The organism is Bartonella sp. TS25HLJMH, from assembly GCF_042193505.1.
In the GTDB taxonomy this organism is placed as follows: Bacteria; Pseudomonadota; Alphaproteobacteria; order Rhizobiales; family Rhizobiaceae; genus Bartonella; species Bartonella grahamii.
Window position 1 is genome coordinate 22,890 of sequence record NZ_JBHILV010000013.1, and the last position, 22,762, is coordinate 45,651.

The 22,762-nt window shown below is 35.9% G+C and carries 18 protein-coding genes, 2 tRNA genes and 2 pseudogenes; 16 read left to right on the forward strand and 6 right to left on the reverse strand.

What is annotated here, in order from left to right; genetic code table 11:
* Positions 1–561 precede the first annotated feature (561 nt).
* The 8 genes from ACFINF_RS06690 to mazG all read left to right on the forward strand — a co-directional run bounded on the left by ACFINF_RS06690 (position 562) and on the right by mazG (position 14,246).
* A complete protein-coding gene (locus ACFINF_RS06690) occupies positions 562–5,121 on the forward strand; it encodes a hypothetical protein (RefSeq protein WP_375620200.1) in 4,560 nt (1,519 codons plus the stop codon).
* Positions 5,122–6,144: 1,023 nt separating this feature from the next.
* Positions 6,145–8,463 carry an NADP-dependent malic enzyme gene (locus ACFINF_RS06695; protein ID WP_375620201.1) on the forward strand — a complete coding sequence of 773 codons (2,319 nt, stop codon included), beginning with the start codon at positions 6,145–6,147 and terminating at the stop codon, positions 8,461–8,463.
* A gap of 189 nt (positions 8,464–8,652) precedes the next feature.
* Positions 8,653–8,937 (forward strand): acyl carrier protein, encoded by a 285-nt coding sequence (locus tag ACFINF_RS06700; RefSeq protein WP_375620202.1) that lies wholly within the window; start codon positions 8,653–8,655, stop codon positions 8,935–8,937.
* Positions 8,938–8,947: 10 nt separating this feature from the next.
* Positions 8,948–10,123, forward strand: coding sequence for a beta-ketoacyl-ACP synthase (locus ACFINF_RS06705; RefSeq protein ID WP_375620203.1), 1,176 nt, complete (start codon positions 8,948–8,950; stop codon positions 10,121–10,123).
* Between the two features lie 15 nt (positions 10,124–10,138).
* A complete protein-coding gene (locus tag ACFINF_RS06710; RefSeq protein ID WP_375620204.1) occupies positions 10,139–11,413 on the forward strand; it encodes a beta-ketoacyl-ACP synthase in 1,275 nt (424 codons plus the stop codon).
* Positions 11,414–11,471: 58 nt separating this feature from the next.
* Positions 11,472–12,500 (forward strand): zinc-binding dehydrogenase, encoded by a 1,029-nt coding sequence (locus tag ACFINF_RS06715; protein WP_375620205.1) that lies wholly within the window; start codon positions 11,472–11,474, stop codon positions 12,498–12,500.
* Between the two features lie 6 nt (positions 12,501–12,506).
* Positions 12,507–13,436, forward strand: coding sequence for a lipid A biosynthesis lauroyl acyltransferase (locus tag ACFINF_RS06720; RefSeq protein ID WP_375620213.1), 930 nt, complete (start codon positions 12,507–12,509; stop codon positions 13,434–13,436).
* Positions 13,437–13,469: 33 nt separating this feature from the next.
* Complete coding sequence (gene mazG, locus ACFINF_RS06725) at positions 13,470–14,246, forward strand: nucleoside triphosphate pyrophosphohydrolase (protein WP_375620206.1); 777 nt, start codon at positions 13,470–13,472, stop codon at positions 14,244–14,246.
* Positions 14,247–14,315: 69 nt separating this feature from the next.
* Here mazG and ACFINF_RS06730 read toward each other — a convergent pair whose 3' ends face one another.
* A complete protein-coding gene (locus tag ACFINF_RS06730; RefSeq protein ID WP_015856470.1) occupies positions 14,316–14,681 on the reverse strand; it encodes an iron-sulfur cluster assembly accessory protein in 366 nt (121 codons plus the stop codon).
* A gap of 568 nt (positions 14,682–15,249) precedes the next feature.
* On the opposite strand from ACFINF_RS06730, the gene ACFINF_RS06735 reads away from it, so the two are divergent.
* A tRNA-Pro gene (locus ACFINF_RS06735) sits at positions 15,250–15,326 on the forward strand.
* A 259-nt stretch (positions 15,327–15,585) separates the two neighbouring features.
* On the opposite strand, the gene ACFINF_RS06740 is transcribed toward ACFINF_RS06735, so the two are convergent.
* The gene (locus tag ACFINF_RS06740) at positions 15,586–16,053 is read right to left on the reverse strand and encodes an Hsp20 family protein (protein ID WP_273788169.1); all 468 of its coding nucleotides are present in this window, start codon (positions 16,051–16,053) and stop codon (positions 15,586–15,588) included.
* Positions 16,054–16,332: 279 nt separating this feature from the next.
* Here ACFINF_RS06740 and ACFINF_RS06745 point away from each other — a divergent pair, with 279 nt between their 5' ends.
* From ACFINF_RS06745 to ACFINF_RS06755, 3 genes are all read left to right on the forward strand, one after another.
* Positions 16,333–17,250: an alpha/beta hydrolase gene (locus tag ACFINF_RS06745; protein ID WP_375620207.1), complete on the forward strand. Its 918-nt coding sequence runs from the start codon at positions 16,333–16,335 to the stop codon at positions 17,248–17,250.
* Between the two features lie 850 nt (positions 17,251–18,100).
* Positions 18,101–18,463 carry a cell cycle two-component system response regulator CpdR gene (cpdR, locus tag ACFINF_RS06750; RefSeq protein WP_005773448.1) on the forward strand — a complete coding sequence of 121 codons (363 nt, stop codon included), beginning with the start codon at positions 18,101–18,103 and terminating at the stop codon, positions 18,461–18,463.
* Positions 18,464–18,560: 97 nt separating this feature from the next.
* A tRNA-Val gene (locus ACFINF_RS06755) sits at positions 18,561–18,635 on the forward strand.
* A gap of 89 nt (positions 18,636–18,724) precedes the next feature.
* Here the strand turns inward: ACFINF_RS06755 and ACFINF_RS06760 are convergent.
* The 4 genes from ACFINF_RS06760 to ACFINF_RS06775 form a co-directional block, all read right to left on the reverse strand.
* Positions 18,725–19,003: an XRE family transcriptional regulator gene (locus ACFINF_RS06760; RefSeq protein WP_375620214.1), complete on the reverse strand. Its 279-nt coding sequence runs from the start codon at positions 19,001–19,003 to the stop codon at positions 18,725–18,727.
* A 182-nt stretch (positions 19,004–19,185) separates the two neighbouring features.
* The gene (locus ACFINF_RS06765; RefSeq protein ID WP_375620208.1) at positions 19,186–19,965 is read right to left on the reverse strand and encodes a DNA adenine methylase; all 780 of its coding nucleotides are present in this window, start codon (positions 19,963–19,965) and stop codon (positions 19,186–19,188) included.
* 28 nt (positions 19,966–19,993) lie between these two features.
* Positions 19,994–20,224, reverse strand: a complete 231-nt coding sequence (locus tag ACFINF_RS06770) for a hypothetical protein (RefSeq protein ID WP_375620209.1) — start codon at positions 20,222–20,224, stop codon at positions 19,994–19,996.
* A 116-nt stretch (positions 20,225–20,340) separates the two neighbouring features.
* On the reverse strand, positions 20,341–20,568 hold the full coding sequence (locus tag ACFINF_RS06775; protein ID WP_375620215.1) for a hypothetical protein: 228 nt from the start codon (positions 20,566–20,568) through the stop codon (positions 20,341–20,343).
* Here ACFINF_RS06775 and ACFINF_RS06780 point away from each other — a divergent pair.
* From ACFINF_RS06780 to ACFINF_RS06795, 4 genes and pseudogenes are all read left to right on the forward strand, one after another.
* A pseudogene (locus ACFINF_RS06780) lies at positions 20,518–20,885 on the forward strand (hypothetical protein); the annotation flags it as partial. The gene ACFINF_RS06775 and the pseudogene ACFINF_RS06780 sit on opposite strands and share 51 nt — an antisense overlap.
* 579 nt (positions 20,886–21,464) lie before the next feature.
* Positions 21,465–22,197, forward strand: a pseudogene (locus tag ACFINF_RS06785) (antA/AntB antirepressor family protein).
* A gap of 32 nt (positions 22,198–22,229) precedes the next feature.
* Positions 22,230–22,472, forward strand: a complete 243-nt coding sequence (locus ACFINF_RS06790) for a hypothetical protein (protein WP_375620210.1) — start codon at positions 22,230–22,232, stop codon at positions 22,470–22,472.
* Positions 22,473–22,536: 64 nt separating this feature from the next.
* Positions 22,537–22,762: major capsid protein (locus ACFINF_RS06795; RefSeq protein ID WP_375620211.1), on the forward strand; the 226-nt coding region annotated here is incomplete at its 3' end.

Here is a 22,762-nt window from a genome sequence, read left to right on the forward strand (position 1 = left end):
AGCAACAAACAACTGAAATTAGAGAAAAAACGGCTCTTTAAGGCAATAATAAAGCGCAACTTACGAAAAGCTATATTAAATTAAAAATTTTTCCACGTTTACTCTTTTATAATCTTATAATTCAAAGGCATACTTTTATACATCCTAAGCTATTACAGACTATATGTGATGAAGAATCTGCTTCGTTTAGAATCAATAAAAGTAAACGGACAACAATATTTATTAACGATCATCGGTATTAAAGAGGGGTATTCGCACCTAACTGTATATATAACTGCTATTAAATTATCCTTATTTCAAAGACTAACAGCTTATAAAGTTTTTTATAAACACAAGTTGTAAACAGTATTTTTGTTTTTGTTAGATTCAAATAATAAATTGTTTTTACTATATTTTATAACATTTTTAAACAGGGTATAAGAAACCGCGTTAACTTTATCTTGATAAGTTTTTAAAATTTTTCCCTAAGCATATTCCTTTCTAAATAATTAACAGCTAGTATGTAGAAATTATGTGGAAGAGGACGTATCCCTTTTCTGTCTGTAAGAGTACGAGGCGAGTATGGCACGCAGAACCAAATTGCAAACATTTGAAGTTGAAGTTGAAGAAGCCCTCACAAAAGCTATGAACTTTGATTTCAATGACACAGGATTTGAAACAATATCATCCAATAATTCTGAAAATATTGTTAATGTCGATGATCTGATTCAAAAAATTGCAATGGCCGAAGAAGAATTCTTTGCTGAAAACGGTACGTCAACTTTTGTTTCTAATATTCATGATGAAGCTGTTGTTGATAAATCCGTTGTTGAACAGCTTTTTGCTCCCAAACCTTCACCTGATATTTCAGGTGGAACTGTTCATAATACGTTGTTGTCTACAAAACTTCTTCCTGCAAATGATGATATAACAACCCCTGTAAATTTTGGACTATTAAAGCAGCGTTCTTCCTCTCGAGTCTACTGGTATACAACAGCGCTTAGTGCTTTATGGGCAACGGGAGGAGCTTTTGTTGCGCATAAGCTCGCACCTATCGGGCTCAGCTCCTTATCCAATATCAGCACTTTTGTTACATCCCCAACAGGACTCGCTGTAGCAGCCGGAACAGCAATTCCTATCCTTATATCTTGGGGCGTTGCTCAATTAACAAAACGTTCAAACGACTTGCATAATATTGCTCTTCTTATGACAAATGCTGCACAGCGCCTTAGTGAACCACAACATTTATCTGAAAAACAAGCTATTGCTATAGGGCAAACCATTCGTGAAGAAGTAGCAGCAATGAACGAAGGTATTGAACGTACCCTCGGACGTGCTGTTGAACTTGAAGCAATCATACAAGGTGAAGTTCACAATCTAGAACAAGCCTATGCTGAAAATGAATCACGCATTCACACATTAATCAAAGAATTGAGTAATGAACGCATCGCCATTTTGAATCACGCAGATCGCGTAAAATCAACAATTAAAGGAACCCAAGAACAACTGAGTGATGAATTTGGTTTAGTTACCTCTAAAATTGTAACTAATGTTGAAAAGCTTGCACAAACCCTCTCTCAAACTTTACAAAAACAAGGTGAAGACCTTGTTGAAAAACTTTCCTATGCCGGTGATGGCGTAACAAATCAGCTTGTTGAAAAATTTAACGAAACAACAATACAAATTCAGCAGAAAAACACAGAATTTTTTCATGAATTAGGAAAAAACTTCGATGGTTTTGCAAAACGATTTGATCATAATGAAAAGCAAATAGAAAAAACCTTTAATGAAACAGCTGAAAAAGCGGAAGTACATGTTGCTAAAATTGCAACACATATACAAGCAGTAACAGATCAAACTTTGCACGCTGTCGATGAAAAGTTTAAAGCCTTGGATAAAGCTCTTATTGATCGTAATAATCAATCTCTACAGAATTTTGATGAGAAGATCTTAAAGCTCGACGACCAAGCACATAAACTCTCTTCTAAATTTGATAACGTCACCTCTCAAGCAATTGGAGCCTTTGAACAACGTTTAGCAACTGTTGATCTTTCTCTTAAAGAACATAGTGATTCCATCATTGATTCCTTTATAGAACGCAGTCAGGCTTTAGAGGATAATGCTGAAAAACTTGGTAACTTCTTGGAATCTCATGTCTTGAAAATAAATGAAAACCTCCAAGAAAAAACAGCAGACATTACCCATGCATTTACAAATGGACGTGAAGCTATTCTTTCTGCAATTGATAAAAGTAAAGAAAGTCTGAGAGAAGAAATTCAGTATGTCGACAATGCCATTGTTGATATCATACAAGAACGTTCACAAGATTTTAAAGTACAACTTTCTGATCAACGAGCTCTTATGGCAGACATGCTCGATAACGAGAAGAATAAAATTGCGGATACATTAAGAAATCAAATTGATGTCTTGTCCCAAAATACTTCTCATATTGAAAAAGTTTTGGCTGACAATATTCAAGTCGTTGATAAACAAGCTGAAAATCATATCACAAACATCATTCAATGCACTGAAAAACTACAAGATGTCATTGTACAAAGCTGCAATACAACCCAAGATGCTTTAGAAGCACAAGCGAGAAATATTGATATCCGTGCCGATGCTCTGCGTGATTCTTTAGCGATTAATAGTTTTTCTCTCAATGAAGTTCTTGCCGATCAAGCACGCACACTTGAGCAACGCATGGAAACAATCCATAACCTCATTGCAAAAAGTGATATACGTGTCGATGTTGCATTGAAACAACAAATAGATTTAGTTGAGAGTGCAATTGCAGCCAATAATAAGAACATTACTGAAACGGTTCAAGATCATATCAAAAACCTTGAAAGCCATGCTGAAATTTTAAAGAATACTCTTTCTCAATCGAGTGGTGTTTTCTTCGAAACCCTTGAAACACGTATGGAATCATTCGATACAGATCTAGAAGATCGTGCACACAAAATTTTTGAACGAACAACAACGCTAGAGGAAACATTATCTGAAAAATTTAGCCAAATCTGTGAAGCCATTGATATGCAAACATCTGTTATTGAAGAACGTTCTGACACGTTAAAAACGTCTCTCATGCTTAATAATGAGCAAAGTCAGATAATTCAACAAGCGCTGGAAAATAGTGTTGACAATATGCGTGTAACCTTAGAAGACTCTGTTAATATAGTTACAGATAACCTGCATAATAAGATTATAAAAGCTTCTGATATTCTTTCTTCTACGAGTGAACAAATTCTTTCATCTGTTACAAATGTTACTACACAAGCAGAAAATATTCTCTCAGAATCAGGCAATCGCATTGTATCAAATGTCAAAAAAACTGTTTATGATACCAGTGAAAAAGTTCTGTCCGTTCTGTCTGAACAAACAGCGCATACTGTCGAAGCTTTCACAACAGCCAGTCATAATGCACAAGCATTATTGAATGAAACCATTCACACATCAACAACAGCAATAGAGCAAGTTCTTAATGAACGCTGTGATGTTCTTCATCACTCTATGCAAAATTTTAAAAATAATTTAGGGTATCAGCTCTCTGATGTAACGAGCCGTCTAGAAGATGCAGAAAATCAAACAGCAACACAAATTTCAAAACATGTTGGAAAAATAACAGAGCTGACAAATCACTTAAATCAAGCAGCGCAAAATACGACAGAATCAATTGATTCTTTAACACAGCATATAGGAGAACAACTCTCTCTCTCCACACAAGAAGCTGAACAAAGAATTTATGCACATAATGAATTTTTAGTGAATAGCTTAACCAAAGCTAACTCTGAAACACTTCAAACAATAACGGTTATGAAGGAAGAACTTGTTAATAATGTCTCATCCGTCTTAACACAGTTGAATCAATCAATTTACAATTTTCACGAAAATAGTAATGTTTTATTATCAGCTGTTCAAAATATTGATGGTCAGTTTAATGAGAGCGCGAATAATTTTTTCCGCAACACGGACCAAGTAGCAGAGCGTTTGTCAGCCTCAAATCAAGTGCTCAATAATAATGTTGAAATTCTGCAAGGACTTTCAAAGAATACCTTTGAACAAATTAATCATATAACGAGCAGTTTTGGTGAACATGCAAAGACACTTTCCCAAACTATTCATGTTCTTGAACAGTCTGAAAATTCACTTAGTGCAACACTTGAAGAAAAACATAATACGCTTTCTGTATTAAGCGATGCTCTTGTTTCAAAGTCTCATGAAATTAATCAAATGATTGGGCATTATGAAAAAATCTTCAACTTAGCACTTGAACGCTCCGATAAGAATGCACGTAACTCCACAAATTCATTCCAACAATCACTTAATAAGCTTGTTAGTGAAGCATCGACGCGTTTTTCAGAAGCAGCAGAAGACATACGTCGCTCCGCTGATGAGGTTCGTTTAGAACTTTCAAAGATTAATAATGATATCAATGAGAATGTTAAAAAACTTCCAGAAAAGACAAAAGAAACAACGCAAACAATTCGCACAGCTTTGAATGAACAGATTACAGCGTTACAAGATCTAGTCAGAGTTATACAAAATGATCAAAAGGACGCAAAAAAACAGCTGATATCAGAATTTCCTGCATCATCAATGTTTAATCAAAGAAGTGACAATTCCACTGAGTCCGTTAAAAAGATCGTACCACCTAAGCCTATTTTACAACAAGATCAAAGCAAAAAAAGACCAAATAAATGGGTATCAAATCTCTTAGAAAGAGCTTCACGTGAAGAAACATTTTATGATGCTCCCCCTAGTGATGATGTTTTAACTTCAGTGCAAACAAAACCATCTCCTGCAAACTGCTCTCTTAATTCATTAGCTTCTGGTATAGTGCAAGCTATTAATCACAATGCCATTATTGAGCTATGGGATCATTATCAACGTGGACAGAAAAACATCGCAACAGAACGCCTTTATACCTTAAATGGACAAAAAATATTTGAAATGATTAAGAGAAAATATACGAGCGATTTTGAGTTTAAACGTTCAGTGAATCAATATGTTACAGATTTCGAAAAGCTCTTACGTGATATATCGCGCAGTTCTGGTTCTTCAAACTCAGTTCGCAAATACCTGATATCAGATACCGGAAAAGTTTATACTATGCTTGCTCATGCAAGTGGTCGAATCCAATAAAAAATAAGAAAAGTGGAAAAAGATATTTTTTCCACTTTTTCTCTCTCCAGTTGTTTTAATGGCTCATCGTAAAGTACTTTGCTTTCAACTACAGCTTTGTACTTCAAAGACTGGGATAATTGGCATGCGATTTTCTTTGAGATCCTAAGCAATAACCCTAAAGAAGCGTAATGACTTAGCAAACAACATATCATTCTAAAAATGATAAAGCATATTTTCTATTTCCTTATCTTTTTCTTAACTCCTTTATTTTTTAAATGTTTTTTATCCACATATTACTCTCGTTTGAATTATATAAGTAAATATTTTTTATGATATTAGGTGAATTTTAAATAAAAGAATCTTATTGTATTCAAATTTCTCATTCAATATACAAAATGATGCATTATAAATTATAAAGAAAAGCGTTATGCGAAATATATGATTTTCATGTATAAAACCCGCAATTACAGCCATTTCAGGAACATCTTTGTTTATTAAAACACATGATTATCAGTATATAAAAAATACAGCGTTCACTATTAAGAATCCAATTGAATAATGAACAACACAACTTCCATTCTCAACGTTCCAGTCTCCTTTAAAATAGCTGAATAAACAATTTATAAATTACAAATTGTTATTTAAAATTTCTTCTACCTCCGTATAAAACTTTCAATAAAATATATATTTTATAAAAAATGGATGAAATTGATAGGAACCGTTCTTCTGTTCTTTCCTTATTTTGTAAACATTGCCAAAAATAATGGCTTGATAATGTAATCGTTAGAAAATATTTTATTTTTTTGTAAACTAATCAATTTTACGAGTTTTATTAAGGAGAGAAAAACAAATGTGCTGCTATCAATGAAATTATTCATGCAGACAAACAAAAAGAATCATCAAACTGGTTTTACGATCCAGAAGAATTTTCTCATGCTCATGCATTTTGATATTCAGAGAAATGAGGATCTATTAGTGGACAAAACCTTATCGTAGATGGAACATCTCATATACACATACGCTAACTTGGATATCATAAAAATGTCTAGAGAACGAAATAGTGATTTCAGTTCACCAAAAGCTGAACTTGACAGTGCCGCACTTTTTTATCACCAACACCCAAAACCTGGAAAATTGGAAATACAAGCAACAAAACCTCTTGATAATCAACGTGATTTAGCTCTTGCTTATTCTCCAGGCGTTGCAGCACCATGTCTTGCGATTCATGAAGATCCCAATCTTGCTGCTCAATATACCTCCCGTGCTAATTTAGTCGCTGTTATATCCAATGGAACTGCTGTTCTTGGTTTAGGAAACATTGGTCCACTCGCTTCAAAGCCAGTTATGGAAGGCAAAGCCGTTTTATTTAAAAAATTTGCGAATATTGATGTTTTTGATATTGAAATTGATGCATCCGATATAGAACAAATGGTACAAACAATATCGACCTTAGAACCTACATTCGGTGGTATTAATCTTGAAGACATTAAGGCGCCGGAATGTTTTGACATCGAAGAAAAGCTTCGTGCTAAAATGAATATTCCAGTTTTTCATGATGACCAACATGGAACTGCCATTATTGTTTCTGCGGCTGTATTAAATGCCTTAAATCTTTCAAGAAAAAAAATTGAAAATGCAAAAATAGTTACCTCAGGTGCAGGTGCTGCTGCCCTAGCTTGTCTTAATCTTTTGGTTCGTCTTGGGGCGAAAGTTGAAAATATTTGGCTTAGCGACTTAGAGGGTGTTGTTTATGAAGGTCGCAAGACCCTTATGGATCGTTGGAAAATCAATTACGCACAAAAAACGGACGCACGAACTTTATCTGATATTATTGATGATGCGGATATCTTTCTAGGCCTATCTGCGGGTGGTGTTTTAAAGCCTGAATATCTTAAAAGAATGGCTCAAAATCCACTTATTTTAGCGCTAGCTAATCCAGTACCAGAAATTATGCCTGAAGAAGCACGCTCTATACGACCAGATGCAATGATCTGTACAGGACGCTCTGATTATCCCAATCAAGTTAATAATGTCCTTTGTTTTCCCTATATCTTCCGTGGTGCATTAGACGTAGGTGCTAGTGCAATTAATGAAGAAATGAAAATGGCCGCTGTTCATGCGATTGCTGCCCTTGCACGAGAAGAAACTTCAGATGTTGTAGCACGTGCATACTCAAAAGAACCACCCAATTTTGGACCAGACTATCTGATCCCCTCTCCTTTTGATCCGCGTTTAATACTACGTATTGCTCCCGCTGTTGCTAAAGCAGCAATGGCAACTGGTGTCGCCATTCGTCCCATTGAAGATATGGAAGCCTACTATGATACCCTCAATCGATTTGTCTTTCTTTCTGGTTTAACAATGAAACCTGTTTTTGCTGCAGCAAAAACAGCAAAACGTAAACGGGTCATCTATGCCAATGGTGAAGATGAACGCGTCCTTCGTGCAGCACAAGTTGTCATTGAAGAACAAACAGCAACGCCTCTCCTTATCGGCCGTCCACATGTCGTAGAAGCGAGATTAAAACGCTTTGGTTTAAAAATTCGTCCTGGTATAGATTTTGAATTAACAAACCCTGAAGATGATCCACGTTTTCGTGATTATGTTAATTTATTTTTTCATTATACAGGAAGGCGTGGTGTTACGCCTGAAATGGCAAAAACAGTAGTGAGAACATCAACAACTGCTATTGCTGCCCTTGCTGTCATGCGTGAAGAAGCAGATGCAATGATTTGCGGATTAGAAGGACGTTTTGAACGTCAACTTGAATTGATTGAACAAATTATAGGACTTGATCCTAATGTTCACCGTTTTTCTGCTATGAGTTTGCTTATCTCTCAACAACGTACTCTTTTCCTCACAGATACTTACGTCAATGAAAATCCTTCTGCAGAAGAAATCGCTGAAATGACTGTATTGGCAGCTCAAGAAGTTGAAGCATTTGGAATAACACCAAAAGCAGCCTTATTATCACACTCAAACTTTGGTTCTAAAAACACAGAAAGTGCGCGTAAAATGCGACGTGCAACAGAAATTCTTGCCAAATTACACCCTGATTTAGAAGCAGATGGTGAAATGCATGGTGATGCTGCCCTTTCCAAAGTTTTTCGTGATCGTGTCTTTCCTGATTCTCGTCTTAAAAGTGAAGCTAATTTGCTTGTCTTTCCAACACTTGATGCAGCCAATATCACGCTCAACACTGTTAAAAGCCTCACAAATGCACTCCATGTTGGTCCTATTCTAATCGGGGCAGCACGTCCCGCCCATATATTAACGCCTTCAGTAACTTCACGGGGAGTTGTTAATATAACAGCCCTTGCTGTCCTTGCAGCCAATAGAAAAAATAGTCTCGTAAAATAAATGCGCAATAAAATTTCAAAGTTTTTTAAATATTGAGATACAGTATTTCATGTACTGTAAACCTCTTTTCTCTATAGATAAAGACAGCTATATTCTGGATTAAGTCTTTTTTTTAAAGAAAAAAAAGGCTAGAAGAACAATATTAAATGTATTTTGAATTTACTAACTCTATAATAAGGAATCCGTACATTGCCTTCCACGTTTGATAAAGTTGCTGATATCATTGCAGAAATCAGTGAAATTGATCGCAATACGATTACACCTGAAAGTCATACAATTGACGATCTAGGAATCGACAGTCTTGATTTTCTTGATATTGTTTTCGCTATTGATAAAGCTTTCGGAATAAAAGTACCTCTAGAACAATGGACACAAGAAGTCAACGAAGGTACCGTTGCAACAGAAGAATACTTTGTTCTTAAAAACCTTTGTGCAAAAATTGATAATCTCGTTGCCTTAAAACAGGCGGAGTAGTTTTTTCACCATGCATGATCAATCTGTATTCATCACTGGTATAGGCCTCATAAGCTCTCTAGGGGAAGGAACTGATCAACATTGGAATCTCTTAAATGATCCAATCCGTACACCAAACCTAGATTGTACAACTTTTTCACCCTACACGGTTCATAAATTGCCCGAAATTGATTGGAGTTTACAAATTCCTAAAAAAAGTGATCAACGGCAAATGGGAACATGGCAGCGTCTTGGTACCTATGCGGCTGGTCTTGCTCTTGATGATGCTGGCATGAAAAATAATGTACAACTCACTTCGACAATGGATATGATCGTAGCAGCAAGTGGAGGAGAGCGTGATATTACTGTTGATACACAGATTCTTTCTAAAGCGCGCACAGTTGCCGATCATGCCTCTATGTTAAATGTTGCTCTTTCAACCGAACTTCGTCCAACATTATTTTTAGCACAACTTTCAAACCTTTTGGCAGGAAACATTTCAATTGTTCATAAAGTCACTGGATCATCTCGTACATTTATGGGAGAAGAAGGCAGTGGACTTTCTGCACTTAAAATTGCTGTAGCTCGTATTAAATCAGGTCAAAGTACCCATGCTCTTGTAGGAGGTTCCTATAATGCACAAAGTTATGATATGTTGTTGGCGCATGAACTTGGTGGTCTTTTAACCCATAATGGATGGAGTTCAGTGTGGGATCGTGAAATCCACCCCGGCGGCGGTATTATAGCCGGTTCTGGTGGTATCTTCATAGTTCTTGAAAGTGGAGAACATGCAAAAAAGCGCAACGCACGTGCTTATGCTGAAATTAGCCAAATTATTACAGACCAAACAGATAGAACCAAAATTCCACTTAGAGAATCAATTGCAACAATGTTAAAAACTGCGGGCGCTAAATCTGCCCTAGCCATTTCAGCTGCCTCGGGAGCTCACGAAGCAACAAAAGCAGAACAAAATGCTCTTGATAACGCTGATCTATCTTACCGTGGCATTGCAACATTATTTGGTTATATGCGGGAAGCGCAATTTCCTCTAGCTCTAGCTCTTGCAGCACTTTCAATTGAAAAAAAACACTGTTTTCCAGCGTTAAGTCCTCATGAAAAACCTTTTTCTAAAGAAGTACGTGAAATATTTGTTACAACTATTGGTATAAAAAGAGCTGAAGGTGTCGTACGTCTTACAGCTGTTTGAAGGGGAATTTCTATAGTGAAATATCATGATCATTTTGGGCGTCCACTTGTAGCAATAACTGGGGCAGGCATTGTCACATCACTGGGACAAGGCAAACATGAAAATTGGCAAAAATTAATAAGCGGTGTAAGCGGTATCCACAAAATAACACGTTTTCCCGTTGAGGGATTAAATACATATATTGCTGGAACAATTGATTTTCTCAAAGAAAGTACACTTGGTGCTTCAGCTCTTTCTGAGAAGCTTGCACTTCTTTCTGCTGAAGAAGCTTTGGAACAAGCTGCTGTTGATAAAAAAAATTTTAATGGACCACTCTTTCTAGCTGCTCCTCCTGTTGAACTTGAATGGACCGCGCGTTTTAGTCTTGATCAAGAGGAAGGATTCAATGATGAACCTTCTTATGCACATCTTCTTAAAGTCTGTAAAGATAAACTCCATGAAACGCTTTTTGAAGCCACACAATTTGGTGCAATTGCAGAAAAACTTCAAAAAACATTTGGTACAAAAGGACTTCCTGTTACACTTTCTACTGCTTGTGCATCTGGTGCAACAGCAATTCAATTAGGAGTTGAATCTATTAGACGGAAAGAGACAAATAGAGCTCTCATAATTGCGACAGATGGATCAGTTTCAGCAGAATCTCTTATTCGTTTTTCGCTACTATCTGCTCTTTCAACTCAGAATGAGCCTCCAGAAAAAGCAGCAAAACCCTTTAGCCGTGATCGAGATGGATTTGTTATGGCAGAAGGCTCAGGTGCTTTTGTTCTTGAATCTCTTCAAAGCGCATTAAACCGTAATGCTACAGTTTTAGGAATTTTAGCTGGCTGTGGAGAAACAGCCGATGATTTTCACCGTACACGTTCAAAACCCGATGCATCACCAGCAATTGAATCCGTTCGCAAAGCTTTAGATGATGCAAAAATAACCATCAATGAAATTGATTATATTAATGCACATGGAACTTCAACACCTGAAAATGAGAAAATGGAGTATCTTGCATTATCAACAGTATTCGGTGATCTTTTAGAGCATATTCCTGTCTCTTCTAATAAATCAATGATTGGACATACATTAACTGCTGCTGGTGCAATAGAAGCGGTTTTTTCGCTTTTAACCATTCAATCGGGGATACTTCCACCTACAATAAATTATGATAATCCTGACCCTGCTATCCCTTTAGATGTTGTTCCTCATCATAGCCGTAAAGCCTGTGTCAATGCGGTTTTGTCCAACTCATTTGGATTTGGTGGTCAAAATATGAGTCTTGTCATCACTGCATATAAAGGATAATCCTTTAATAATAAAATTTTATAACGCTAACCTAATAACATATTTAAGGGGAATGGTAATGCGTGCACTGCAACTCTTCGATGATCGTCGGCTTGAAATCACTAATATTTCCCCGCCATCTTCACCTAGTCTAGGTGAAGTAACTGTGCGGATAAAAGCTGTTGCTCTTAATCATATTGATGTATGGGGATGGCGTGGCATGGCTTTTGCGAAAAGAAAAATGCCACTCATCATTGGTGCAGAAGCCTCTGGTGAGGTTATACAAATAGGAGATGGCGTTGAACATCTCAAACTTGGACAGATTGTCTCAGTTTATGGTGCACAAACCTGCGGAGTATGCCAAGCTTGTCATGAAGGACGGGATAATCTTTGCAGTCATGTAAAGGGAGTCTATGGTTTTCACCTTGATGGATTTGCGTGTGAGCTTGTCAATTTGCCAGCACGTTTATTAGTTCCATCACCTCCCCAATGTGATGAATTGCAAGCAGCGGTTGCTCCAATTACTTTTGGTACCGTAGAACATATGCTTTTCGATAACGCAAAACTACAAGCAGGAGAAACAATCCTGATACAGGCTGGTGGTTCAGGTATTGGCTCTGCAGCCATTCAACTTGCAAAACACATGGGCTGTACAGTTATCACAACTGTAGGTTCAGATGAAAAAATTGCAAAAGCACACTCTCTTGGAGCAGATCATGTGATTAATTATCGTAAAGATCGTTTTGAAGGTGTAGTGCGTAAATTAACCCAAAAAAAAGGTGTTGACGTTGTTTTTGAGCATGTTGGTGTAGATACATGGAACGGTTCTTTGTTATGTATGAAAAAAGGAGCACGCTTAGTGACTTGCGGTTCTACCTCTGGTGTTTCAGCACCAATAAATCTCATGCAATTATTCCAACAACAACTTAAGATATTCGGTTCATTTGGCTGCCGTATAGAAAATATGAAAAATGCTATGCAAAAAATGGCAGAAAAAACTATACACCCTGTCATTGATACAATTGTTGGGCTTGATGAAATTAATACAGCTTTAAAACGAATGGAGAGCCGTAATGTTTTTGGTAAAATTATCCTTAAAATCGATTAAATCATGATGAAGCTTTCTCTTAAAAAGATCATATATCTTATTAAAATTATAGCTAAAAAAATATCCTACTTGTTATGGGCATATCTGCTCTTTGGTTCTTTATTTATTCTAAAATGCTTTCCTGCCAAAATGGGAGTCTCTTTTTTTTCTTGGTTGGTAAAAAAAATTGGTCCCCTTTTACATCGTCATCAAATCACACTTACAAATCTTAGAGGTGCATATCCAGAAAAAACAGAGCAAGAACTCCATGCAATTGCAATAGAAATGTGGGAAAATATAGGATGTTTCCTAGCCGAATATATTTTTCTTGATAAAATTTTTGATTTTGATCCTCATGCGGACGAGCCAGGTTTCATTGAGGTTAAAGGCGTTGAAATATTTGAGCGATTAAAAAATGAAAAAAAACCACATATTTTTTTCACCGCACATACTGGAAATTTTGAACTTCTACCTATTTGTGCACAAAGTTTTGATCTTAACGTTACGGTATTATTTAGACCACCCAATAATCCCTATGTTGCCAAACGAGTCCTTAAAGCACGACAAACTTCTATGGGGCATCTTATTCCCTCCAAGGCCGGTGCAGCATGGGCATTAGCAGCCAAATTAGAAAAAGGTGAAAATGTTGGTATGCTCGTTGATCAAAAATTTCGCCGCGGTATCATGGGAACATTTTTTAATAGACCTCTTAAAACAAATCCCTTAATTATAAAACTCGCTCGACAATATGACTGTGATATTTATCCAGCACGTTGTATTCGTTTGCCTAATGGACGCCATCGTTTAGAGTTATATGAACATATAGAACTTCCACGTGATGAAAAAAATGATATTGATATAGCTGCTTCTACGCAAAAATTAAATGATATTGTTGAATCTTGGGTCCGTGAATACCCTGGACAATGGATGTGGTTACATAGACGTTGGGACATCTAACATAAAGCTCTATTGCTTACAAAGGAAGTGCAAATGTTAGCCTCAAAAGACATCAAAGATCTCATTGCAATTATCACTGCATTACGAAATTCTGATAGCGGTTGTATCTGGCATAAAAAACAAACTTTTGAATCCCTCATACCCTATATGCTCGAAGAAATTTACGAAGTCATCGATGCCATTGAACGAAAAAACCGAAAGGATCTCTGTGAAGAACTTGGAGATCTTCTTTTACAAGTTATCTATCATGCTACCATTGCACAAGAAGAAGGCAGCTTTACTTTTGAAGATGTTGTTTATGCAATCACGGCAAAAATGATTCGACGCCATCCTCACGTTTTTGGAAATGCCGAGCAAAAAAAACGAGAACAGGTTGAACAAAAAAAATTGCGCGAAGAAAAAAACAACAATTCCTCCACAAGCATACTCGCACAAGTAAAACAAATCCAGCCAGCAAACCAAGAGGCACTTGCTTTACAAGAAGCAGCAGCTAAAGTAGGTTTTGATTGGAAAAAAAGTGATAAAGTTTTTGAAAAAATAGAAGAAGAACTCGAAGAGCTCAAAGAAGCCATCAAAAATAAACAAAATTCAGAGATAGAAGCAGAGTTTGGAGATCTCTACTTTATTCTCCTTAATCTCGCACGCCACTTAGCGATTGATTCACAAAAAGCATTAAAAAAAACGAATATAAAATTTCGAAACCGTTTTGCCTATATTGAAGAAAAGCTATCCACTCAATCTAAAACACTCACTGACGCATCCTTGAATGAAATGGAAGCACTTTGGAAACAAGCTAAAAATGAACAATAAAAATATTAGATTTTTTCTACCTCAAAGAACAAGTCCCTCTAAAATTACTGAATTATAATTCAGCTCAACTCAATTTGTTTTATATTGATCCTGCGTAGCAGGACGAAGTTCCACCGATTCGCCACACCCACATGCTGAAACTTGATTAGGATTTTTAAAGACAAAACCAGAACGAAGCGTTGTCACTTCATAATCCATCTGCGTCCCTAATAAAAATAATACCGCATCATGTGCTACGAAAACACGGGCACCATTCACTTCAACAACATCCGCATCTATCCCCTTTTCTTTGACAAGAGTAATTGTATACTCCATCCCTGCACAACCACCTTTTTTGATACCAACAAGAATACCCTGTGCATCTTTTGCGTCCATAATCGCTTTAACACGATCCACTGCTGCTTCCGTCAAATTTATTACCGAAAAACGGCTCATGGTTTACTCTTTTCTTAGTTCAATAAACACTTTGAAAGTTTTTTCTCTATAATATTGTATCTGGTATTTTAGAAAAAAAACAACAAAACCTAAATTAAAGTATTCTAACCTTGTTTATTTGGATAAAAACGCGTACCCATAAAATGAGATTTATGATTATACAATCCAGAACTTACAATTTTTTGTCCACATAAAACACAAAATACTTCGTCTATAAAAACTCTAAACAAAGGAAAACGTTTCAATACCATACATTCACTCCTCTCCTTTTGAAAATCTTTATCTTTTTAGAAAAGTAACGATTAGATAAGGAAAAAATATACCCCCCGTACTCATTTTCTCCCCTCCTTCTCCAATTCATACCCCTAAAGCCACCAATCTTACCCCTTCACAAAATGATTACAAAGAATTTTACAGATTTGTTACGTATCTTGAATTGATAACAAGATATTGATGTCCAAAATTTTTACTTTCAAAAGCTCTAAGTGCAAAAGCATTTTAGATTTTATTCTGTTTATTTTTTCTCTTGCCTTTAAAGAAACAGTCATTTAATCGTTTTACACAAACTCGGAGCGTAGCGCAGCTTGGTAGCGCACTTGACTGGGGGTCAAGGGGTCGTGGGTTCAAATCCCGCCGCTCCGACCATTTTTAAAATGCTATAAAATAAAAAATAAGCTTACTTAAAAAGTGAATTATTATGCATTTCAATTAGGACATACATGAATTTTTTCTTCAACGTAGAATAATGTGCAATAACATTTTATCATAAACTCGAAATAAGCTGTTTTATTAAAATAAGCTTCGTTCTTAGGAGAACACACACGAAACGCGAGACCTTTTGCCTCGCGTTTTTTATTCTTCAGAAAAATTTATAATTATTCGATCTCATATTTTCTAAATTTTCCTACACGACAATGTCGCTATTATCATTTTTTGTAATGGATGGTGACATCTGTACGGTTATCTTTTTGGGTTTTAATTCAGCTGGCATTTCCCTTTTAAGCTGAATATGAAGAAGCCCATCTCCAAGTTCTGCTCCAATAACCTTAACATGATCAGCCAAATGAAAACGCCGTTCAAAAGCACGCGAAGCAATGCCTCGATAAAGGAATTCTCGCTCTTCATCATCATTTTCAGACTTTCTGTTTCCCTTAACGATCAGCTGGTTACAATGCGTTTCAATATCAATTTCATCTTGAGAAAAACCAGCAACAGCCATAGAAATTCTATAAGAATCTTCAGTTAAACGCTCGATATTATAAGGGGGATAAGAAGAAACTTCATCTGGTTGTCTTCTAGAATCAAACCAGTTAAAAAGATGATCAAAACCTACTGTGGAACGATAAAATGGTGAAAAATCTACTTGACGCATAATATTGCCCTCCTCTAGAGCGACTATAATTTATAATTAATTCACAAAGTTCCCAAATGGCAAACTTACTTGTGAACCTGCGGCCCCATCATGGCAACCACACTATATTATCTGGTAATTGTTTTTCTTTATTTCAACTCTTTGGAATCTAAATTGATAAAAACTATCTAAAAAGCAATATACCCCTTTTTAAATCCTTTTTCTTCATTACATAAATGTCAAAGTCCTCTCATTATCTCACGTTGCACTAAGCGGCAAATACACTGTAAAGGATTTCAATTGGAAACACCTATTTATCCCATAGACTGGGCTTCCACTCCTCCTAATATCCATCATGGTACTCTTAAAATAGCAATAGATCACGAAATTCGTTTTGCGATAACATATCCTGAGGTGGAAAAATCTAAGGGAACAATTGTTATTCTCAAAAGCTACGCAAGTACTTTAGAAAAATATTTTTTATTAATAAATGAAATTTCTAAACGCGGTTTTCATACAGCAATATTTGACTGGTTTGATCAAGAAAAAAAATCCTTCAAGATAAGAAAACAAAGCCGACATCATTGTTTTGATATAAATAATGATATTAATGACTTATATAAATTTCTTAAAAATATTGTTTATCCTAATTGTCCGCCTCCTTACTCTATGCTCGCCTATGGTATAGGTGGATTGATAGCACTTAGCGGATTAGATCTCATTAATCATCGGTTTAATAAATTGCTCTGTGTTTCTCCTCTTTTTGCTCCATTCGGTAATAAAACGAATGGTTTTCAACATAAGTTAACACAATTTCTTTCTGATATAGGTCTTGGCTTTATACCAGCGAAAGATGGGAAAAAATTAAACAAAACAAAACAAAACAAAATACAATTGGGACACATGCATAAAGTGCCGTTCCATTCCATTAAGCCCCCAACATCCCAATGGATGGCATCGGTATTTAATGCGATCGATTCTATGAAGAGAAATGTACTCCACGGAGATTTACGAATTCCAACACTCTTTATTCTTGCCAATCAAAACAATATTGCAAACAACATTGAAGTGCGGCAATTATGCCAACACACACGCCTGACAGAAAGTATTACTATTACAGGCGCTAAACTGGATACAATTATGGTTAACGAAAATTATAAAAAGCAATTTTGGGCTGCATTTGATGCATTTATTCCCGATAATGTATTTGTAAAATAACACTAAATCTTAATTTCCGCGCCGCCCATAAAAAAAGAAAATTTCTACGAGCGTTGGATCTACAAACACTTTTTAATATAATGGATTTTACTTTCCAACCACTCATATGATTCGTTTTCTAGCCTCTACAGGCAAGCCATGACCTAAATATTTACCACGCATTCTAATAAAAAACTAATATACAAAGTATATCGTTACATTAAACAAAATTATTTTACATCATAAAAAATAACTTAATAAAAAAATATTTTGTATAATTAATAAAAATGAATATAATAAATCTACTTAATATAACATGATAGATATTTATAAATAAAACATCAAAATACTATTTTTGATCTATTATTAAGTGTTAATTTAATATTATATCTAGAAAAATAATAGTTTTCATCTATTTAAGGAAAAAACTGAAAATAAAGCGCACTTATAATATTTATTACAAATCTCTATAAAAACAAATAACTATGAAATTTCTATTTCTTAAGAGAACTTTTAAAAAACAATAAATTAACATAATATTCTTCTAATTTCTCTATATAGCAAGTCCCTACAGTAACGGTTTTCATAAGTTTTTTTAATGAAATTCTGATAATAATCAGCGAATTTAAAAGAAAAGATAGCAATGAATCATCTTAAAAGTTTTAGAGAACCCCTTCTTTTTTCAAAATCACATATATTTTGAATTTAACCAACTCACAACGAATATGCTGTATTCTGAATAAGAATGTAAGAATTAACCATTTTGCCATTCATTTCAATTATGAGCATTTTACCGTCTTTTTTATAAACACTCTATATTGTATAATTGATGCGGCAAAACTCTGACAAATGGAGCCATTGGAACATAATCATGAAACGAATCCTGCTCGCAGAAGATGATAACGATATGCGTCGCTTTCTCGTAAAAGCCTTAGAACGTGCAGGCTACGAAGTCGCCGATTTCGATAATGGTATTAGCGCGTATGAACGTTTACAAGAAGAGCCATTTTCCCTTCTCCTGACTGATATTGTGATGCCAGAGATGGATGGAATCGAACTCGCACGACGTGCTACTGAGATTGACCCCGATTTACGAGTAATGTTCATTACAGGTTTTGCAGCGGTAGCACTCAATTCAAATAGTGATGCCCCTCCTGATGCAAAGGTTCTCTCTAAGCCATTTCACTTACGTGAACTCGTCAATGAGGTTGAAAAGATCCTTATCGCTGCTTAAAAAGTATTTTTTTAAGTTATTTGCATCTGTTGAAAGAGAAAACGAAATTAGGCATTGACGTTTGTCATTCTATATGGTGTATGCAACATTAATGAATGGGCGTGTAGCTCAGCGGGAGAGCACTACGTTGACATCGTAGGGGTCACAGGTTCAATCCCTGTCACGCCCACCAGATTCTTTTTCTTATTCTATAACTTGCTGTATTTATACATCTTTTTTACTGTTAGGGATGTCTGAATAAAGTTAGAGGAATAGGATTTTTTAACATTTCTCTACAAAGGTAGCATTTTTCTCTCTTTTTGATTCGCGAATTACTTCTAGTATTTGTTTGAATTTTTCTAAATCCTCTTGTGTAAAAACATCTATAAGTCTAGGAAACATGCCAACAATTTCACGACTCAACGGATTAGAAGTCTTGATTGTAAAACTTGTGCGACAAGCATCCGATTCTCTTCTCAAAATTTCTGCTACCCCTTGATCTAAAGCATAGAGTTCAATTATCTTTTCCTCCAGTCCTACAGGAACAGATTTTTTGCTGATCTATACAAAAGAGAAAAATGCTACAGATATGTCTAATTTCTTAGCCATATCTAAAAGGCGTTCTGAGTGATCAAGAGAAAGTTTCCGTAAAATTTTACCAAAGGATGTAAGCATCAAAAACGTCCTGTTAGAGAAAAAATATTTCTTCTGATTCTAACAAATCTTTTTATGATTTTCCTCAATTATTGCGAATCAAGAGTTCTTTTCGAAGAGTTTTTTTTAGCAAAACCAGAGGTCCAAAGGGTCTCTAATTCTAAAAAGTCAAAATCCCTAAAGATCTCTCGAACCTCATCACTATCATTCAGACTCAAGACAAATTTTCCTTGGATGCTTTTGAGAACTTTTGCCATACTCACAAAATCATCTTCAACAAAATTCCCAGAGCTGTAATACCTCCTCTCTACAAGATAAGGCGGGTCTAAGTAAAATAAACTGTCGGATGCATCAAAAAGTTCGACAACCCGCTCCCACGATAAATTTAAGATCGTCGTATCAAGAAGCTTCTGTCTAACACGCCGCATCCTTGCTAACAGCTTATCGGGATTAAATACTGTAGGCTTTTTCCTTCCAAAACCAAAAGAGACATATTCTTTTTTCCCATACATGACACAACGTTGGAGAAACAAAAAACGTGCGGCTCTTTCAACTTTGGAAAGGCTTTCTGGATCAATCGCCGCAAGTTCAAAAAACAACTGTCTTGAACAAACAAACCACTCTAGTTGTTTAGCCAAATCATCAAAATGGTTTTGAACGCATTGAAACAGATTCGTGATCTCACCATTCAAATCATTAATCACGGAATATTTTGCTGGTCTTTTATTTAGGAAAATAACACCAGAGCCTAAAAACGGTTCAACATAGGTTTCATGATCAATACTATTTAAAATCGGTATAATTTTCTTACGCAGATAGTGTTTACCCCCCATCCACGCAAACAATGTTTGTGTAAATTCTTGTTTCATCATATCTTTAAAGGAGAGATTGGACGTTCTAACTTTTTGTTATCCACTTTTTGAGGTGTGAGAAGCTATTCTCTACGGCGTCCACGAAACGGGAAAAATCTATTACAAATATAAAGAGGATGAAGGCAATCAATTTCATGATGCGTGACATCATCTTTAAGCCTTGGTAGGTCTCTATCATCTCGTGAAGGAGCTGTTGTTCTTTTTCTGTAAGACCTTTATCTTTGGTGCTTTGTTTCTTGACCATCTTTCCAACCACATAAATGGGCTCCCTGCTTGTTATGCTTCAAAATATCTCTTGCAAGGTTTGAAATGATGACCGCAACATACTGATTATCCAAATAAATGAGCAAGCAGCCACCACAAGAAACAGACCTATTTGCCGCGCACCAAACGAGAAAGTTCAGAACGCACACCAGCATCACTTTTTTGATTAACTTCATTTTCTACCTCAAGACGTATTGTTGCTGTCTTTAAAGCATTCTCTGTTTGCTTTTGCCGTTCGCTTTGCTTGCCAAGGTGAAACGCCTTGGCTAAAGCCGCTATAAAACAAAACTTCTCAAGACAGATATCATTGGTTCTGGAACACCGATACCTCTTAATTTTTTCAAGCAAAAAAAAACAAAACGCGGCGTAACTTACACAATGTTTGGAAAAAAGAAATCTTGCCTCATGGTTTTATCAAGGGTAGAAGTTTTCCAAAGCGTGTTGATTTTAAAAAGATGAAGAATAATGTTTTTCAAAGGGTAGACGGAAGTAAATTCCCCATTGCAAAACAAGAAGGATCATCAATTGCTGGAGTAATGTCCAAGCCAGAAATCACAAATTCTATCGCACAATATGCCAGTAAAAGATTAACTAAAAACATACAGAGACAACTTGAACGTCAAGAATACGCTGCTAATAAGAAAGCTAAATAATGTTCTCAAGCTTTATCTACCTATCCCATATCCTTATAAGTTTATGCATTACACACTTTGATTGCAATTTTAAAAACGAATTATCACTTATGCTTTGTTTTTTTTATAAAAAAGTCAATAAAATCAATATAAAAGATACTTCCCAGCGAGTTAGCTTCGTTACGGGGCAGGCTGCGCAAACTATCGCTAGCGACAGAATTTTCAAATTAACTGTACATTGTACACTTAACTCATTGATAAATAATGATTTCAATATGTACACTGTACAGTATATAATTATTTTGAGATGGAAATTATTTTTATTCTCGACATTATTGCGTCAATGTATATTTTCGAATCAGGTGCCTAAGAAACACCTTAAATCGATAGCGGATAAATTACCGACACAATCTCTTCTCCGCACATTAGAGACTTTGACTCATTATATGCTGCATGCATATAATGGATTTGTCGGGTGTAGTTACGCTATACAATACTCTTTATGGGGAAAGCGTAACGACGGACTATCGACCGTCTTTCTTAGCGCCCAGCATTCTTCTGGAATATCAATAAGAAACCTCTAATCGATAGGAGTTCACTATGAACACTCTTATAGAAATTAAAGAACGGGTTATTGATAGAGAAGCTGTTCAAACCATCAATGCTCGTTATTTGCATGCATTTTTGGAAATTACATCAAAATTTGCAAACTGGATTAAAAATCGTATAAAAGAATGCAAATTTCGAGAAAATATAGACTTATAGTTTTTTCTAAAAATTTAGAAAAAGGGGAGCGTCCAAGCATGGAATATCACCTCACCTTAGACATGGAAAAACACCTTTCAATGATCGAGCGTAATGATAAAGGTCATCAAGCAAAAGAGTATTTTATCGAATGTGAAAAGCTTGCAAAACAAGTAGCGACACCGCAAATCGATTACTCCAAGCCCGAAGCATTACTTGGCGTCTTGAATCATCTACAAAATCAAATCGAACAGAAAGATAGCATCATTGCAGAATAGCAGCCAAAGCAGACGCGCTTGAGGATTTAAAGCCTTCTGATGGTTTGTTCGGTCCTATTGAAGCGGAAAAAACTCTTGAAGTACGACCAAAGGACTTAACAGATTACTTGCATAAACATGATTGGGTGTATCGCCGTGTTCCAAGTGGTCCATTATTACCCTATCAGGATAAAATCAAGAAAGGATTTATGGATTATCCTGCTATCACTATTCAAGGACCTGATGCTACAGAAAAGATACTGCCTTCAACAAAAATTACACCAAAAGGATTGGCATGTTTGAGAGAACAAATCTTTGGGGGGGTGCAATGAAGGTAGATACCAACTTTTTATGTAATGTGTGAATGGCTTTGTTTCAGTTTGTCAATTGTGAATATGTAGATAACAAAAATTGTAGTACTCTGGTTGACATTATGGGTGTGGTAGAAAAAGCTTTGATTTTAAAACCTCAAGATGAGGTACCGAATATTACAAAGATTCTAGCAGTTCTTAAAGGCTTTGGAACTTCAGAACTCCCGCATAGCATGAATTCGTTATTGCAAGCTTATGCTCCTACTTTGGAGAGCCCTGTTATGGAAGCTGCTTAGCTAAAAACATAACTCCCCTCTCCATTCTCAAAAATGGGGAGGTAGTTTAAAGATCAAGTTTTGAATGGGAGCCATTGAAAACTATGAGTTTCAACCTGGTCTTATAAACTCTCTTAATCTTTTTGAGGAAGTTGAAACGAGTACCACAGTGGTTGGGATTGAACGGCGTGATAATACATTTTCGCTTATTCAAACCAGTGAACGTGGCGCACATTTGGCAGAAGGTGATAGAGAGGGTCGTAATCTTCGGTTTTTCAAAACAACACGGATTGCCAAAAGTGATACGGTGA